The organism is Flavonifractor sp. An92, assembly GCF_002159175.1.
GTDB lineage: Bacteria > Bacillota > Clostridia > Oscillospirales > Oscillospiraceae > Pseudoflavonifractor_A.
Genome location: NZ_NFGZ01000021.1, coordinates 35,968 through 51,123 on the forward strand (window position 1 = coordinate 35,968; position 15,156 = coordinate 51,123).

Annotated in this window: 13 protein-coding genes; 5 read left to right on the forward strand and 8 right to left on the reverse strand. The window is 64.4% G+C overall.

Going from position 1 to position 15,156, the window contains the following annotated elements; genetic code table 11:
- The first annotated feature begins 12 nt into the window (after window positions 1–12).
- The gene (locus tag B5G43_RS12720) at window positions 13–1,896 is read left to right on the forward strand and encodes an S-layer homology domain-containing protein (RefSeq protein WP_087261976.1); all 1,884 of its coding nucleotides are present in this window, start codon (window positions 13–15) and stop codon (window positions 1,894–1,896) included.
- Window positions 1,897–1,951: 55 nt separating this feature from the next.
- Here B5G43_RS12720 and B5G43_RS12725 read toward each other — a convergent pair whose 3' ends face one another.
- The gene (locus B5G43_RS12725) at window positions 1,952–2,725 is read right to left on the reverse strand and encodes a type III pantothenate kinase (protein ID WP_087261978.1); all 774 of its coding nucleotides are present in this window, start codon (window positions 2,723–2,725) and stop codon (window positions 1,952–1,954) included.
- Window positions 2,726–2,747: 22 nt separating this feature from the next.
- Window positions 2,748–3,416 (reverse strand): ECF transporter S component, encoded by a 669-nt coding sequence (locus tag B5G43_RS12730; RefSeq protein ID WP_242960571.1) that lies wholly within the window; start codon window positions 3,414–3,416, stop codon window positions 2,748–2,750.
- Between the two features lie 264 nt (window positions 3,417–3,680).
- Between B5G43_RS12730 and coaBC the strand changes: the two genes are divergently transcribed.
- Complete coding sequence (gene coaBC, locus B5G43_RS12735) at window positions 3,681–4,880, forward strand: bifunctional phosphopantothenoylcysteine decarboxylase/phosphopantothenate--cysteine ligase CoaBC (RefSeq protein WP_087261983.1); 1,200 nt, start codon at window positions 3,681–3,683, stop codon at window positions 4,878–4,880.
- 55 nt (window positions 4,881–4,935) lie between these two features.
- Here coaBC and metG read toward each other — a convergent pair whose 3' ends face one another.
- The 4 genes from metG to B5G43_RS12755 form a co-directional block, all read right to left on the reverse strand.
- Complete coding sequence (gene metG, locus B5G43_RS12740; protein ID WP_087261985.1) at window positions 4,936–6,912, reverse strand: methionine--tRNA ligase; 1,977 nt, start codon at window positions 6,910–6,912, stop codon at window positions 4,936–4,938.
- Window positions 6,905–7,765, reverse strand: coding sequence for a hypothetical protein (locus B5G43_RS12745; RefSeq protein WP_087261987.1), 861 nt, complete (start codon window positions 7,763–7,765; stop codon window positions 6,905–6,907). Before B5G43_RS12745 ends, metG begins: the two co-directional genes overlap by 8 nt.
- A 79-nt stretch (window positions 7,766–7,844) precedes the next feature.
- Window positions 7,845–9,440 (reverse strand): ATP-binding cassette domain-containing protein, encoded by a 1,596-nt coding sequence (locus tag B5G43_RS12750; RefSeq protein ID WP_087261990.1) that lies wholly within the window; start codon window positions 9,438–9,440, stop codon window positions 7,845–7,847.
- Window positions 9,441–9,608: 168 nt separating this feature from the next.
- Entirely contained in the window at window positions 9,609–10,802 is a 1,194-nt protein-coding gene (locus tag B5G43_RS12755) for an InlB B-repeat-containing protein (RefSeq protein WP_087261992.1), read from the reverse strand.
- Window positions 10,803–11,095: 293 nt separating this feature from the next.
- On the opposite strand from B5G43_RS12755, the gene B5G43_RS12760 reads away from it, so the two are divergent.
- The 3 genes from B5G43_RS12760 to B5G43_RS12770 are packed head-to-tail and all read left to right on the forward strand — an operon-like array spanning window position 11,096 to window position 13,407.
- Window positions 11,096–11,920, forward strand: a complete 825-nt coding sequence (locus B5G43_RS12760) for a putative RNA methyltransferase (RefSeq protein ID WP_087261994.1) — start codon at window positions 11,096–11,098, stop codon at window positions 11,918–11,920.
- Window positions 11,921–11,964: 44 nt separating this feature from the next.
- Window positions 11,965–13,146 carry a nucleoside recognition domain-containing protein gene (locus tag B5G43_RS12765; RefSeq protein WP_087261996.1) on the forward strand — a complete coding sequence of 394 codons (1,182 nt, stop codon included), beginning with the start codon at window positions 11,965–11,967 and terminating at the stop codon, window positions 13,144–13,146.
- 51 nt (window positions 13,147–13,197) lie between these two features.
- Window positions 13,198–13,407, forward strand: a complete 210-nt coding sequence (locus tag B5G43_RS12770; protein ID WP_087262004.1) for a hypothetical protein — start codon at window positions 13,198–13,200, stop codon at window positions 13,405–13,407.
- A 41-nt stretch (window positions 13,408–13,448) separates the two neighbouring features.
- On the opposite strand, the gene B5G43_RS12775 is transcribed toward B5G43_RS12770, so the two are convergent.
- Together B5G43_RS12775 and B5G43_RS12780 are read right to left on the reverse strand one after the other, a co-directional pair.
- Window positions 13,449–14,570 carry a PepSY domain-containing protein gene (locus B5G43_RS12775; protein WP_087261998.1) on the reverse strand — a complete coding sequence of 374 codons (1,122 nt, stop codon included), beginning with the start codon at window positions 14,568–14,570 and terminating at the stop codon, window positions 13,449–13,451.
- A 2-nt stretch (window positions 14,571–14,572) separates the two neighbouring features.
- Window positions 14,573–15,156 (reverse strand): RNA polymerase sigma factor (locus B5G43_RS12780; RefSeq protein ID WP_343214422.1); only part of this gene is annotated, 584 nt, incomplete at its 5' end.

Sequence of the window (15,156 nt, forward strand, 5' to 3'; positions counted from 1 at the left end):
GGAGCAACGAATATGAAAAAACGTATCCTCTCCGCGTTTCTGGCCCTGGTGCTGACGGCGGGCCTGTGTACCTCGGCACTGGCCGCCGCCCCCGTCCAGGACGAGGCCGCCCAGGTCCTCGCCGCGCTGGACATCATGTCAGGGGATGAGAACGGGGACCTCCACCTGGAGCGCACCATCACCCGGGCGGAGTTCACCCGCATGGTCATCTCCGCCTCCCCCTACCGGGACAGCGCCGGCTCTGCCGCCAGCGTGGCCCCCTATCCCGATGTGCCCCGCACCCACTGGGCCGCGGCCTACGTCCAGGCCGCCGTGTCCGCCGGGTATGTCTCCGGCTACCTGGACGGCACCTTCCGCCCCGATAACCCCATCACCCTGGCCGAGGGCGTCACCATGGTCCTGACCCTCCTGGGCTACGAGAAGAGCGACTTCACCGGCGCCTGGCCCGCCGGGCAGATGGCCGCCTACCACAGCCTGGGTCTGGACGAGGGCATCACCACCGGGCAGGATTCCGCCATGACCCGGCAGGACGCCCTGTACCTCTTCTATAACCTCCTCACCGCCCGCACCAAGACGGGGAGCTTCTACCTCAACACCCTGGAGCCCACCCTGAACCTGGTGGATGCCAGCGGCACCCTGGACCGGGTGGCCCTGGTGAATTCCGCCATGGACGGCCCCATGGTGGCTGAGAGCGGCTGGCAGAGCCGTCTGCCCTTTGACGTGAACACCGCCACCGTCTACCGGGACGGCCGGGCCTCCACCCTTAGCGCCGTGCAGCTCCAGGACGTCGTCTACTGGTCGGAGCCCATGCGCACCCTGTGGGCCTACTCCAAGAAGGTCACCGGCACGCTGGAGAGCGTGAGCCCCAACGTCAGCGCCCCCACCTCCATCACCGTGGCCGGCCAGACCTACGCCCTGGAGACCCAGGACGCCATCTACGCCTGCTCCGATCTGGGCACCTGCCGCACCGGCGATCTGGTGACGGTGCTGCTGGGCCGCAGCGGCGGCGCAGCGGCCGTGCTGGGTTCGGACACCAGCACCGCCGACAGCAATCTGGTCTACGGCATGGTCACCCAGGTGGGCAACCACACCTACACCGATGAGAAGGGCAACTCCTACACCGAGAAGGCCGTCACCCTCATCACCACCACCGGCGCCACCGCCACCTATCCCGTCCAGTCCAACAGCAGCTTCCAGGAGGGCGATCTGGTGCGGGTGACCACCGAGGGCGGCAGCGTCCAGGTCAAGCGCCTGAGCAACACCTCCCTGGAGGGGACCGTCTCCGCCGACGGCAAGCGGCTGGGCAGCCATACCCTGGCCGACAACGTGGCTATCCTGGACACCTATGACGACTCCGCCGCCATCCGAATTTACCCCAGCCGCCTGGCCGGCGTGAAGCTCAGCGGCAGCATGGTCCGCTACTACTCCACCAACGAGCAGGGTGAGATCGACCAGCTCATCCTGAAAGAGGTCACCGGCGATATGCACACCTACGGCGTGCTCACCGATGTGAACGAGGTGAATGTGGGCATGACCACCATGGGCTCCTATACGGTGGACGTCAACGGCACCGAGACCCCCATCGTGGTCAACAACACGGTCTACGGCGTGAAGATGGGCCCCTGCGTGGTCAAGGGCTCCCTCCAGGCCCCCGACCGCATCTCCAATCTGACCGAGGTGAAGCTGGACGGGGTCAGCGGCACCACCGCCCTCACCTCCAGCAGCCAGAAGTTCCCTATCTGGGAGCACGCGGCGGTCTATGAGGTGCGCAACGGCTCCTATTACCTCTCCAGCCTGGATCGGGTGACCGGCGGGGATTACACCCTCACCGGCTACTACGACAAGGCCCAGAACCAGGGCGGATGCATCCGCGTCCTCCTGGCCCGGGCCCAGTAAACAACATGAAAACCGCCGGGCGGTCCGAATCGGACCGCCCGGCGGTTTTGTTTTCTCACCGGCGGTTGCGCCGGTACAGCTCCCGCAGTCCAACCAGCAGGAGATTCTCGTCATAGTGGATCTCGTGTTTGCAGAACGGCAGGACCACGCCCATGAGGCCGCCGGTGGCGACCACCGTCACCGGCTCGCCCAGCTCTTCCTCCACCCGGTCCACCAGGCCGTCCAGCATGGCGGCGTTGCTGTAAATGGCGCCCGCCTTCATGCAGTCCACGGTGTTCTTGCCGATGAGGTGGGCGGGGGGCTCCTCCAGATTGATGAAGGGGAGCTGAGCCGCCCGGCTGGACAGCGCGTCCATGGACAGGCGCAGCCCCGGCACGATGACGCCGCCGATGTAGCTGCCCTCCCGATCCAGCACCGACATGGTGGTGGCGGTGCCCATGTCAAAGATGACCATAGGAGGCTTGTAGAGGGACAGAGCCGCCGCGGCGTCCACCAGCAGGTCGGCGCCCACCTGGCCGGGAATGTCCATCTTGATCTGCATGCCGCCCAGATCCATCTGGTTGGTCACCACCAGAAAGGTCTTGCCGGTCAGGCGCTCCATGGCCTTGCCCAGCACATACCGCAGCTCGGGCACCACGCTGGAGAGGATGCCGCCCTCCACGGCGGCCAGGTCCACCCCCTGCTCGGCCAGCAGGCCCCGCAGGAGGAGCACGAACTCGTCCACCGTCTTGTTCCGGTCGCTCTGCATCCGGAAGCTGAAGCGGAGCTCATCTCCCTCAAAGCCGCCCACCACGGTATTGGTATTCCCCACGTCCAGTGCTAAAATCATGGTTCAGTCTCCTTACTTATGCTCAGGCGTTCTCCAGCTTCAGAGCCTTCTGAAGCGGCAGGGTCACCAGCGGCACGATGACCGCGGCGCAGATGGCCTCCGGGACGCCGTTGGTGCCCACCACGCCCAGGATGGTAGCCACCACGGCCTCCACCGGGATGCCGTTGGCGGCGGCGTAGGCCTGGCGGAACACAATGCCGATGGTGCTCATCACAAGACCGGTGTTCACCAGCGCGCCCACCACGGCGGCGATGGCCAGCCACAGGGCCCGACGGCCCAGCTTACGGCCCAGGAAGCGGTTGAGCAGTTTGTACACCGCCCAGGCCGCCGGGCCGATGAGCATCCGGGGCACCAGGGAGATGAAGAGGGCCCAGGGGCTGCCGTGCTGGGTGCCCGGCGCGGCGATGAGGGGCGAAAAGGCAAAAGAAAGCACTCCCGGCACCATGGTGTTCTTCACGATGCTGGTCAGGCCGAACACCGCGCCCAGGAACGCGCCCTTCTTGGGTCCCATCAGGATGGCCCCGATGATGACGGGGACATGGAGGATGGTGGCCTTGATGAGGGGCAGGTCGATGAGTCCGATGGGCGTGGCGGCCATGAGCAGAATGATGGCCGTGAACATGGACAAGAGTACCATGTCTTTGGTGTTTGTCCTCCGCGTGACGGTAGTGGCGTTTGCTGTCGTATTCAATTGAAAAACCTCCTGCTGCCGTTCTCCCCTTTCTTCCGGGAGATACAGCGCAAAATAAAATACGGCCCGTGGCGCTTCGTCCGGCCCCCTGCCGTCCCATCCGGGTACAGCGGGGACCTTCCGCGTCCTGGCCGTACCCCATTATAGACAGTCCGGCAGCAAATTGCAAGAAAAAAGTAAATTTATACCATGCCGTTTACACCGGAGGCGGAATTTGTTATACTGGAGAAAAATGCCCCCCGGGGCAGAATCGAGGGACCTTCCATGCTGAAAGGGAAAACCGTGCTGCTGGGCGTCACCGGCGGCATCGCCTGTTATAAGGCCGCGGCGCTGGCCTCCGCGCTGGTCAAGCAGCACTGCAACGTACAGGTGGTCATGACCAAAAACGCCACGGAATTCATCGCCCCGCTCACCTTTGAGAACCTGACGGGCAACCGGACGGTAACCGACACCTTTGACCGCAACCACACCTACCAGGTGGAGCACATCGCCCTGGCCGACCAGGCCGACCTGGTGCTCATCGCCCCGGCCACCGCCAACGTGCTGGCCAAGCTGGCCCACGGCATCGCCGACGACATGCTCACCACCACCGTTCTGGCCTGCAACTGCCCAAAGATCGCAGCCCCGGCCATGAATACCAAAATGTATGAAAATCCGGTGACTCAGGATAATCTGGCCACTCTGCGGCACTACGGCTGGGAGGTGCTCACCCCCGCCGCCGGGCGTCTGGCCTGCGGCGCGGTGGGGCTTGGCAAGATGCCCGAGCCCGAGGACCTGCTGGAGAGCGTGCTCCACGCCCTGAGCCATGAGAAGGACATGGAGGGCCTCCGGGTGCTGGTCACCGCCGGCCCCACCCGGGAGAGCCTGGACCCGGTGCGCTACCTCACCAACCACTCCACCGGCACCATGGGCTACGCCATCGCCCGGGCCGCCGCCGCCCGGGGGGCTCAGGTCACCCTGGTGTCCGGCCCCACCAATCTGAAGCCCCCCGCCTATGTGGACACGGTGGACATCCTCTCCGCCCAGGACATGTTCGAGGCCGTCACCGTCCGCGCCGGGGCCCAGGATATCATCATCAAAGCCGCCGCCGTGGCCGACTACCGCCCCGCCACCGTGGCCGGAGACAAGATCAAGAAGAAGGACGACGGCAGCGACCTCTCCCTGGCGCTGGAGCGCACCCGGGACATCCTGGGCTGGCTGGGGGAGCACAAGGCCCCGGGCCAGTTCCTGTGCGGCTTCTCCATGGAGACCAAGGACATGGTGGAAAACTCCCGCAAGAAGCTGGAGAAAAAACACCTGGACCTCATCGCCGCCAACAACGTGAAGGAGGAGGGCGCCGGCTTCGGCGGCACCACCAACCGGGTGACCCTCATCTCCCCCACCGGCGAGAAGGCGCTGCCCCTCCTCTCCAAGGACCAGACGGCCCACGCCCTGCTGGACGAGATCCTCGCCCTACGCAAGTAAACAAAGAACCGCCCGCCCCGATATGTTCGGGGCGGGCGGTTTTGCATTCAGGCAATCAGCACAGCTTGGCGCCGGCGGGAATGGCGTCATTGAGCATGATGAGGTTCAGGCGCTCCTCGCCGTGCTCGGTGTGGACGGCGGAGAGCAGCATGCCCTGGCTCTCCTGGCCCATCATCTTGCGGGGGGGCAGGTTCACGATGGCGGCCAGGGTCTTGCCGATGAGCTCCTCGGGCTTGTACCACTGGGCGATGCCGGAGAGGATCTGGCGGTCGGTGCCGGTGCCGTCGTCCAGAGTGAACTTCAGAAGCTTGTTGCTCTTCTTCACGGCCTGGCAGTCCTTCACCTTCACCACCCGCAGGTCGTTCTTGCAGAAGGTGTCGAAGTCCACCTTCTCCTCCAGCAGGGGCTCAAACTCCAGGGGAGGCAGAGCGGCCTTCTTGGCGGCCTCGGCGGCCTCCTCCAGCTCCTGGAGGGCCTTCTCCACGTCCACGCGGGGGAAGAGGTTCTCACCCTTGGTGACGGCGGCGGTGTCGCTGAGGGAGCCCCACACGGCGGCGCTCTCCCAGGTCCGGGCCTCGGGGGCGGCGCCGATCTGAGCGAAGAGCTTGTCCATGCTGCCGGGCATGAAGGGGGTCAGCAGGATGCCGCAGATGCAGGTGGTCTCCAGGAGGTTGTAGAGGACGTGGGCCAGGCGGGCGCCGTTCTGGTCCATGTCCTTGGCGAGGGCCCAGGGGGCGTTCTCGTCGATATACTTGTTGGCCCGCTGGATGACCTTGAAGATCTCCTCCAGAGCCTTGTGGGGAGCGAAGGTATCCATGGCGGCCTGATACTTCTCCCGGAGGCCGGAGGCCATGCCGATGAGCTCGGTGTCAAAGCTCTCGGGGGTGGCCCAGGTCTTGCAGCCCTCGGGCAGCGCGCCGCCGAAGTACTTCTGCACCATGGCGGTGGTGCGGGAGAGGAGGTTGCCCAGGTCGTTGGCCAGGTCGGTGTTGATGGTCTGGATCAGCAGCTCGTTGGAGAAGTTGCCGTCGCTGCCGAAGGGGAAGGTGCGCATCAGGAAGAAGCGCAGGGCGTCCACGCCGAACTTCTCGGCCAGGATATAGGGGTCCACCACGTTGCCCTTGGACTTGGACATCTTGCCGCCGTCCAGCAGCAGCCAGCCGTGGCCGAACACCTTCTTGGGCAGGGGCTCACCCAGGCTCATGAGCATGGCGGGCCAGATGATGGAGTGGAAGCGGACGATCTCCTTGCCCACGATGTGGACGTCGCAGGGCCAGTACTTCTCATAGTCGTTGTAACGGTCGTTCATAAAGCCCAGGGCGGTGATGTAGTTGGACAGGGCGTCCACCCACACGTAGACCACGTGGCCGGGGTCGAAGTCCACCGGCACGCCCCAGGTGAAGGAGGTGCGGGAGACGCACAGGTCCTCCAGGCCGGGCTTGATGAAGTTATTGACCATTTCATTGACGCGGCTGCGGGGCTCCAGGAAGTCGGTGTTCTCCAGCAGGTCCTGCACCTTGTCGGCGTACTTGGACAGGCGGAAGAAGTAGGCCTCCTCCTCGGCGTCCTGCACTTCCCGGCCGCAGTCGGGGCACTTGCCGTCCACCAGCTGGCTCTCGGTCCAGAAGGACTCACAGGGCTTGCAGTACTTGCCCTTGTAGGTACCCTTGTAGATGTCGCCGTTGTCGTACATCTTCTTGAAAATCTTCTGGATGGCGGCCACGTGGTAGTCGTCGGTGGTGCGGATGAAGCGGTCATTGGAGATGTTCATCAGCTTCCACAGGTCCAGCACGCCCCGCTCTCCGGTGACGATCCTGTCCACGAACTCCTGGGGAGTGACGCCGGCCTCCTTGGCCTTGTCCTCGATCTTCTGGCCGTGCTCGTCGGTGCCGGTGAGGAACATGACGTCGTAGCCCTGCAGGCGCTTATAGCGGGCCAGGGCGTCGGTGGCCACGGTGCAGTAGGTGTGGCCGATGTGGAGCTTGTCGCTGGGGTAGTAGATGGGTGTGGTGATATAATATTTCTCATTCATGGGGCGGTTCCTCCATTCTTTCTTCGATGGTCTGCTCTTCCCCGGGCATTCGCGGGCCCAGAGGACGGCCCAGAGCGGCGGGCATCAGGGCGAACACACACCCGCCGTACCGCAGCAGCTCGGCCGCGCTGTGCTCGTCGGCCAGCGTGACCAGGCAGAAATACACCGCGCACAGGCTGAAGAACATGGTCTTGCCCGGGCGGGGATGCTCAAAGGCGGAACCGGCCACATAGTAGAAGGCCAGCAGCGCGCAGATGATGGCCAGGAGCTCATAGAGGTAGTCCTGCACCACCGGGTCGGAGGCCCGGCCCTGGTAGGCCGAGATGAGCCAGATGCAGCAGGTGTAGGCGGGCAGGAGCACGGTGCCGCTGAAGCGGCGCACTCCGCCGCCCCGGTAGGCGTCCTTGCCCACCGACAGCAGGCTCACGCCGCTGCCCAGGCACAGCAGGGTCAGCGCAAAGGGCAGCAGCACTGCCAGCACGGGGTTGCCCCCCTTGCCCTGGGCGGCCAGAGCGGCGGCCTGGCGGAACTGAGCGCCCAGCTCCAGGCACCCCAGCGCCGCCGAGCCCAGCAGCAGGAACGCCCCCAGCACGGTGGAGGAGAGGGCCAGGGTATCCCCCTTCAGGGTCGCCTCTTCCGTCCGCTTTCCCTCCACGGGGCGGAGGAGCAGCGCCAGCGCCAGAAACAGCACCGCGGCCACGATGGACAGCGCGCCCAGCGCCAGGGTGGAGGGCATGCCCGGGGTGACCAGACCGGTCTCCTCAAAGGCGGTGGCCAGCTCCCACCGGCGCAGGGCCAGTCCCCCCGCGCCCAGCACCACAGCGGACACGGGCAGCAAGATCTCTTTTCGCATGATCAGCATCCTTTCCGGATGGAACTTGTACAAGGATACATTATAACACAGTTTCCGCCAGATGTCAGGAAATTTCCGCTCAGTTGGCCGCCTGGCTCTCCAGGTACTCGTCATAAGTCATCTTGCGGTCGATGAGCTTGCCGTCGGCGGTGAAATCGAAGATGCGGTTGGCCACGGTCTGGACCATCTGGTGGTCATGGGAGGAGAAGAGCACGTTGCACTTCACCGCCTCCAGGCCGTTGTTAACGGCGGTGATGGACTCCAGGTCCAAGTGGTTGGTGGGCTGGTCCAGCAGCAGCACGTTGGCGCCGGAGAGCATCATCCGGGAGAGCATGCACCGGACCTTCTCGCCGCCGGAGAGGACCTTGACGCTCTTGTACACGTCGTCGCCGGAGAAGAGCATCCGGCCCAGGAAGCCGCGCAGGTAGCTCTCGTGGGGGTCGGGGGAGAACTCCCGCAGCCACTCCACCAGGTTCTCGTCGTGGCCCTCGAAGTAGGCGTTGTTGTCCTTGGGGAAGTAGGAGAAGGTGGCGGTCTGGCCCCACTTCACGGTGCCCTCGTCGGGCTCCATCTCGCCGGTGAGGATTTTGAACAGGGCGGTGTGGGCGTTCTCATTGTCGCCCACGAAGGCGATCTTGTCGCCGTGGCCCACGATGAAGGACACCTTGTCCAGCACCTTCACGCCGTCGATGGTCTTGGACACATCGGTGACGAAGAGGATGTCCTTACCCACCTCCCGCTCGGGGGAAAAGGCCACCCAGGGGTAGCGGCGGGAAGAGGCGGGCATCTCCTCCACGGTGAGCTTGTCCAGCAGCTTCCGCCGGGCCGTGGCCTGCTTGCTCTTGGACTTGTTGGCGGAGAAGCGGGAGATGAACTCCTGCAGTTCCTTGATCTTCTCCTCGTTGCGCTTGTTCTGGTTCTTGATGAGGGACTGCACCAGTTGGGAGGACTCATACCAGAAGTCGTAGTTGCCCACGTACATCTTGATCTTGTTGTAGTCGATGTCCACGATGTGGGTGCAGATGGTGTTGAGGAAGTGGCGGTCGTGGGACACCACGATGACGGTGCCGGGGAAGTCCAGCAAAAAGTCCTCCAGCCAGTTCACGGCGTTGATGTCCAGGTTGTTGGTGGGCTCGTCCAGCAGCAGGATGTCGGGGTTTCCGAACAGCGCCTGGGCCAGCAGGACCTTCACCTTCAGGCGGGCGTCCAGGGTGGCCATGTCGTTGTAGTGCAGCTCGGTGCCCAGTCCCAAACCCTGGAGGATGCGGGAGGCGTCGCTCTCGGCCTCCCAGCCGCCCAGCTCGCTGTACTCCTCCTCCAGCTCGCAGGCCCGGATGCCGTCCTCCTCGGTCATCTCCTCCTTGGCGTAGAGGGCCTCCTTCTCCTTGCCGATGTCGTAGAGGCGCTGGTTGCCCATGATGACGGTGTCCATCACGTTGTAGGCGTCGTAGGCGTTCTGGTTCTGCTTCAGCACCGACATGCGCGTCTTGGGCAGAATGGAGACCTCGCCCTTGGTGGGCTCCAGGTCGCCGGACAGGATTTTCAGGAAGGTGGACTTGCCGGCGCCGTTGGCGCCGATGATGCCGTAGCAGTTGCCCTTGGTGAACTGGAGGTCCACATGGCTGAACAGGGCCTGGCCGCTGTATTGCAGCGTCAAATCAGTAACGGTGATCATGCACTTGCTCCTTTATCGTTCTAAAATCAATCTTATTTATCATACCATACCGCCGCTGGGAATGGTAGAGAAAAATACACGAAAGCGCCCCTTCTTTTGCCCCTTTTTTCCATGTCCGGGCAGGAAAAGGGCCCGGAGGAAGAACCTCCGGGCCGGAACTGGAAGTTTTTACTTTTCGACAGTGGTCAGATCAAAGGTCACGTTGGGAACGTTCTTTCCGATCCAGGAGCCCTGGGCGCCGGAGCGGGTGAAGGTGAAGGTATACCAGCCATCCACCTCGGTGACTTCCTTGCCGCCGTTGGAGTCCAGAACCAGCTTCATGCCGTCGGCCACCTGTACGCGGAAGGTAATGGTGCGGGTGTGGTTATCGCCGACCAAGCTGGTCTCAAACTTCACGCCCTCGTTCACGTCGATGGCAATGTACTTGGAGTCGTCAATGGAGTACTCCACAGACTGCACACCCGCGTCCTTGCTGTTGTACAGGAAGCCGTACTCATAGGACCAATCGTCCTCCACGACGGGGCTGTACTTCACCAGCTTGAGGGTGGTATCGCCGGTGATGGGGCCCACCTCGCCGCCGCCGACCAGCTTGTAGTCCTTGCTCACAGTGGGAATATCACCGTAGTCGCAGCGGGTATCCAAAACGCTGGTGGGCTGGCCCTGGGTGTTGTCCTCATAATACTCCACGCGCACAGCATAGTTGTTGATGGTAAAGCCGGCAGTGAGGTCGAGGGTCTTGTCCTCTCCGGCCAGCTTGATCAGGTCTTCGGTCAGGGTGTCAGCGGTCAGCTTCTCACCGTTCACATACCAGCCGGTAAAGGTGTAGCCCTCCTTCTCGGGCACCACGGACAGGTCCAGGGGATCGTTGACGGTGGTCTTGGTGTGGTTGATCAGCTCACCGTCGGCGTAGAAGTTCACGGTGTAGGGGATCTTCTCGGTCAGCAGGGTGAACTCCACATCGTCGCCGTAGCACCAGGCCTCGGCGCCCTTGTCGGTGAACTGGAAGGTGTAGGTATCCTCGTCCACCGCCGTAAACTGGGCGTCGCCCACCTGGCCGGCCAGCTCGGAGAGCACATAGCCGGGCTTCACATCCACCGTGAAGGTGGTGACATTGGTGTAGCTGTCCCGCCAGACGATGGTGCCGGTCTTGGTGGTGATGGTCTGTCCGACCTCCATGCCGCCCTGATAGGTCCCGTTCTTATCGCTGGCCGTCACGCTGGCGATGCCGCCGTTGTCACCGGCATAGGTGAAGTGATAGTTGGCGGGGGCGCCGTCCTTCCAGCTCAGAGCGGAGGCGGCGGGGGCCATGACCGCCACGGCCAGAGAGAGGGCCGCGGCCTGCTTGATGATCTGCTTTTTCATCGTTGGTTACTCCTTTTGATTCCATATGCTCAATCCTGAGCGTTCCGTCCATTTGGACGTCATTGCCATAGCGGAATACACTATACACCCGTTCGGTAACAGGAACGGTTACATTTTAAAATTTAATTAAAGGATATCACTTTTTACAATCACTTTACAGTTTTCCTTTTCCCCCCTTCTGCTTCTGTTTTCCGGTTTTTGCTCCTGTCCTCTCGACAAAACGACGCCGATTCTGGTATCATCGAATCCGGGACCTCGGGTCCCAATGCTCCGATCCAAAGGAGGCTCTGTCCATGAGTCTGTTTCTCTGTCCCATTTGTGCCTCCCCCCTGACCCGGGAGGAGCGCACCTACGCCTGCCCCAATGGCCACAGCTTCGATCTGGCCAAAGAGGGGTATGTCCACCTGCTCCCCGCCAACCAGAAGCGCTCCAAGGCCCCCGGCGACGACAAGGCCATGGTGGCCGCCCGCAGCCGCTTCCTGTCGGCGGGGTACTATGGGCACCTGTGCGCCGCCCTGCAGGAGCTCGCCTGCCGGTACGCCCCCGAGGGGGAGGCGGTGCTGGTGGACTCGGGCTGCGGCGAGGGCTACTACACCGCCGGCGTGGCCGCCGCCCTGCGGGAGAGCGGCCGCACCGTCCGGGGCGCGGGGGTGGACATCTCCAAATTTGCCCTGCGCCACGCCGCCAAGCGGGACAAGTCCCTGGAGTTCGCCGTGGGCTCGGCCTACCGCCTGCCGGTGGCGTCCGACTGTGCCCATCTGCTCCTCAACTGCTTCTCCCCCATGGCCCCCAGTGAGTTTCACCGGGTCCTCCGGCCGGGCGGCGTCCTCTTCTATGTGGTCCCCGCCCCCCGGCACCTGTGGGAACTCAAGGAGGTGCTCTATCGCACCCCCTACGAAAACCCCGACGAGGCCATCCCCTACGAGGGATTCTCCCCCGTGGAAGTGGTACCGGTGGAAAAAACGGTGGAGATCGCCGACCATGAGGACCTGATGGCCCTCTTCCACATGACCCCCTACACCTGGAACACCCCCAGGGAGGGCGTGGAGCGGCTGGAGGCCCTCCCCTCTCTCACCGTCACCGCCTCCTTCCGCATCCACGTATTCCGCCGGGCATAGGGACAATCCCCCTCCGCATAGGCTTTGGCCGGAGGTGAATGCCCATGTCCCGCCTGCTGGCCCTGCCCCGTGTCCGTGACGCCATCCTGGGCGCGGCGCTCCTGTGCGCTGCCGCTGCCCTCATGCTCTGGCCCAAGGAGGCCATGGAGGCTGCCCGGGACGGGCTCACCCTGTGTGCCAATGTGATCGTCCCCTCCCTCTTCCCCTTCTTCGTCCTCTCCTCCCTGGTGGTGGAGCTGGGACTGGCGGGGTATCTGGGAAAACTTCTGGAGGGGGTCATGCGCCCCCTGTTCCGGGTGGGCGGGCCCTGTGCGTCGGCGGTGGCCCTGGGGTTTATCGGCGGCTACCCGGTGGGGGCCCGCACCGCCCTGAGCCTCTATCAGAAGGGCCTGTGTACCCGCACCGAGGCCCAGCGCCTGCTGGCCTTCTGCAACAACTCCGGCCCCGCCTTCATCCTGGGGGTGGTGGGGGCCGGGGTGTTCGCCAGCAGCCGGGCGGGGGTGCTCATCTATCTGGCCCACGCCGCCGCGTCGGTGTGCGTGGGGCTGCTCTTTCGCTTCTACGGCCGGGAGAAGGGCGGAAAGGAGGGCCACGCGCCCCCCTGCATCTGCACCACCTCCTTCCCCGCCGCCTTCACCACCGCGGTGCGGGACTCCTTTCTCTCTACACTGAACATCTGTGCCTTTGTGGTGTTTTTTACCGTGGTCATCCGGCTCCTGACCCTCTCGGGGGTGCTCACCGGGCTGGCCGACGTTCTGGGCGCTCTGCTGGCCCCGCTGGGGCTGGACGCGCTGTGGAGCCGCCGCCTCCTCACCGGCGCGCTGGAGCTCACCTCCGGCGTCTCCACCCTGATGAGCGGCGGGAGCCTCACCGGGCGGCTGTCCATGGCGGCCTTCCTGCTGGGGTGGGCGGGTCTCTCGGTCCACTGCCAGGTGCTCTCCTTCCTGGGGGAGAGCGACCTGTCCCCCCGCACTTACCTTATGGGGAAGTTCCTCCACGGCGTGCTCTCCGCCCTCTTCACCGCCGCGTTGGCCCGGGTGTTCCCTCTGGGCGCGCCGGTGTCCGCCCTGCTGGCCCAGCAGGTGGACGATCTGGCCGCCCTGGATTTCTCCACCGCGCTGTCCCTGTCCACGGTGGCGGCCTGGGTGACCTTTCTGGCCTTTCTGCTGCTCTCCGCCGCCGCGCTGGGAAAAAAGTCTGGTCACACCTGCCGGCGTATGCTATAATAAAAGGTACTATGTTGGGCTCATCGCCCCGGAAGGCAGGTGCTGACAACCGTGCTGTTCAAAAAAGAGATCGAGCCCCGCTGCGCCTACTGCGCACACGGCACCCGGCTGGAGGGCGATTCCATCCTCTGCCGGAAAAAGGGCGTGGTCCAGGCTGGGAGCCACTGCCGCTCCTTCCGGTACGACCCGCTGCTGCGGGTGCCGCCCCGTCCGGCGGTGCTGGATTTGAGCCGTCTGGACGACGAGGATTTTTCCCTGTAACCGAAAAAAGTCCCGGAGGATTGCTTCCTCCGGGGCTTTTTTTAATCATGTTCTGCTTTTCGGATGGCGCCGGTGGCCGCATCGATCTCATACTCATAGTCGATGTCGCCGCGCTTGAACTCCACCTGGTAGTAGAGCTGGCCGTCGTCCTCCTCCAACTCCACCTCCCGGTCGCTGACCTGTTCGGCCGTGACGCCGGCGTGCTGGAAGGCGATGTTTTCGGCCTCGGCGGCGGAAATGGAGGCGCTGCTGTTTCCGCCGCAAGTGCCCTTCTGCTCGGCCTTGCGGACCGCTCCGGTATAGGCGTCCACCTTGTACTCATACTCCGTGCCGCTGCCGTAGAACTCCAGCTTATACACCATGGTCCCGTCTTCTTCCTCCAGCTCCACCTTGTCAAAGGTGGCGTTGGAGGCGCTGACCCCGGCATGGGCCAGGGCAGCTGCCATGGCCTCCTCACTGCTCAGCAGAGCGCTCCCGCCGGTGGTGGCCGCCGGGGCGGAGGGCTGGGGCTGAGGTGTGGCCGTCGCAACGGGCGCGGGTGTTGGGACCGCGGAGGGGGCCGAGCTGCTGACCGCGCCGGTCCCGTCATCCTCCGGGTCCACCGGGGCGATCACCGCGTGGCCGCCGCCGCCCCAGTCCTCCAGGACGTCCTCCAGCGCCTCCTGGGCCTCCTCCTCCAGCTCACGGTTGTACTTCCAGTCTCCGCCGTCCACCGAGACCGGCACATCGGAGCCGTCCAGATAGCCCCGGTCGGCCATGGACCAGGCGACCTGCTCCACCGCGTCGTCCAGTCCCTCTCCCTTCAGGGAGAGTCCGGCCAGAATGGCCTCCCCCGCCTCGCTGCGTCCCCGGGCGTCCAGCACCCGGCCGAAGCGGTTCACCGACAGCTCCACATCGGGCTCCTCGCCGATGGAGACGATGGCGGCGGTGTGGAACTGGAGGTACAGGCCCAGTCCCAGTACCAGCAGGAGCATCGCGCACAGTGCGCCCACGGCCCTGCCCCAGCGCCTGCGCGGGGGCCTCCGGTTGGGGACGATGTGATCGGGGTTGAGCAGCGGGTCCACCTGTGCGCCGGACACCTGCTGATATACGTCGGGTACGCTCACGCCCACTGCCTTGCGCAGCAGGTCCTCCACGTCCCGCTCAGTCCAATTTCTCGCCATGGTCACACCTCCTCTTCCGCCAGGGCGTTCCGCAGCTTCCCCAGCGCCCGGTGGTAACGGGAGAGCACGGTGGACAAGGGCCGCTCCAGCATGGCGGCGATCTCCCGGTGCTTGAGGCCGGACACCGCGTGGAGGAGCACGATCTCACGCTCCTCCCGGCTGAGCACCCGCATGGCCTGGCGCAGCACCATGGCCGCGTCGCTGCGGTCGGTGTCGGGAATGGCCAGCTCGCCCTCCGGCACGTCCCCCATCAGCTCCTCCCGCTCCCCCTGCCGCCAGCGGTCCCGGACCAGGTTCTTCACAATGGTGAACACCCAGGCCATGGGCTTGCCGCCGGGCCGGTAGAGGTGGGCGGCGGAACGGATTTTCAAATAGGTATCCATCATCACGTCCTGGGCGTCGTGATGGCTGCGGGTCAGCGACAGGGCATAGGCGTAGATAGCCCGGTCGGTGGCCTGATAAAACTGGGCGAACACCTCCGGATCACCCTGGGCGATCCCGGCCAGCAGGCCCTCACAGTCGGCGTCCGCCAGACGCTTTCGGGCCTCTCTGGCCCCTTCCATCATCAAGATCACCGTGTTCAGCT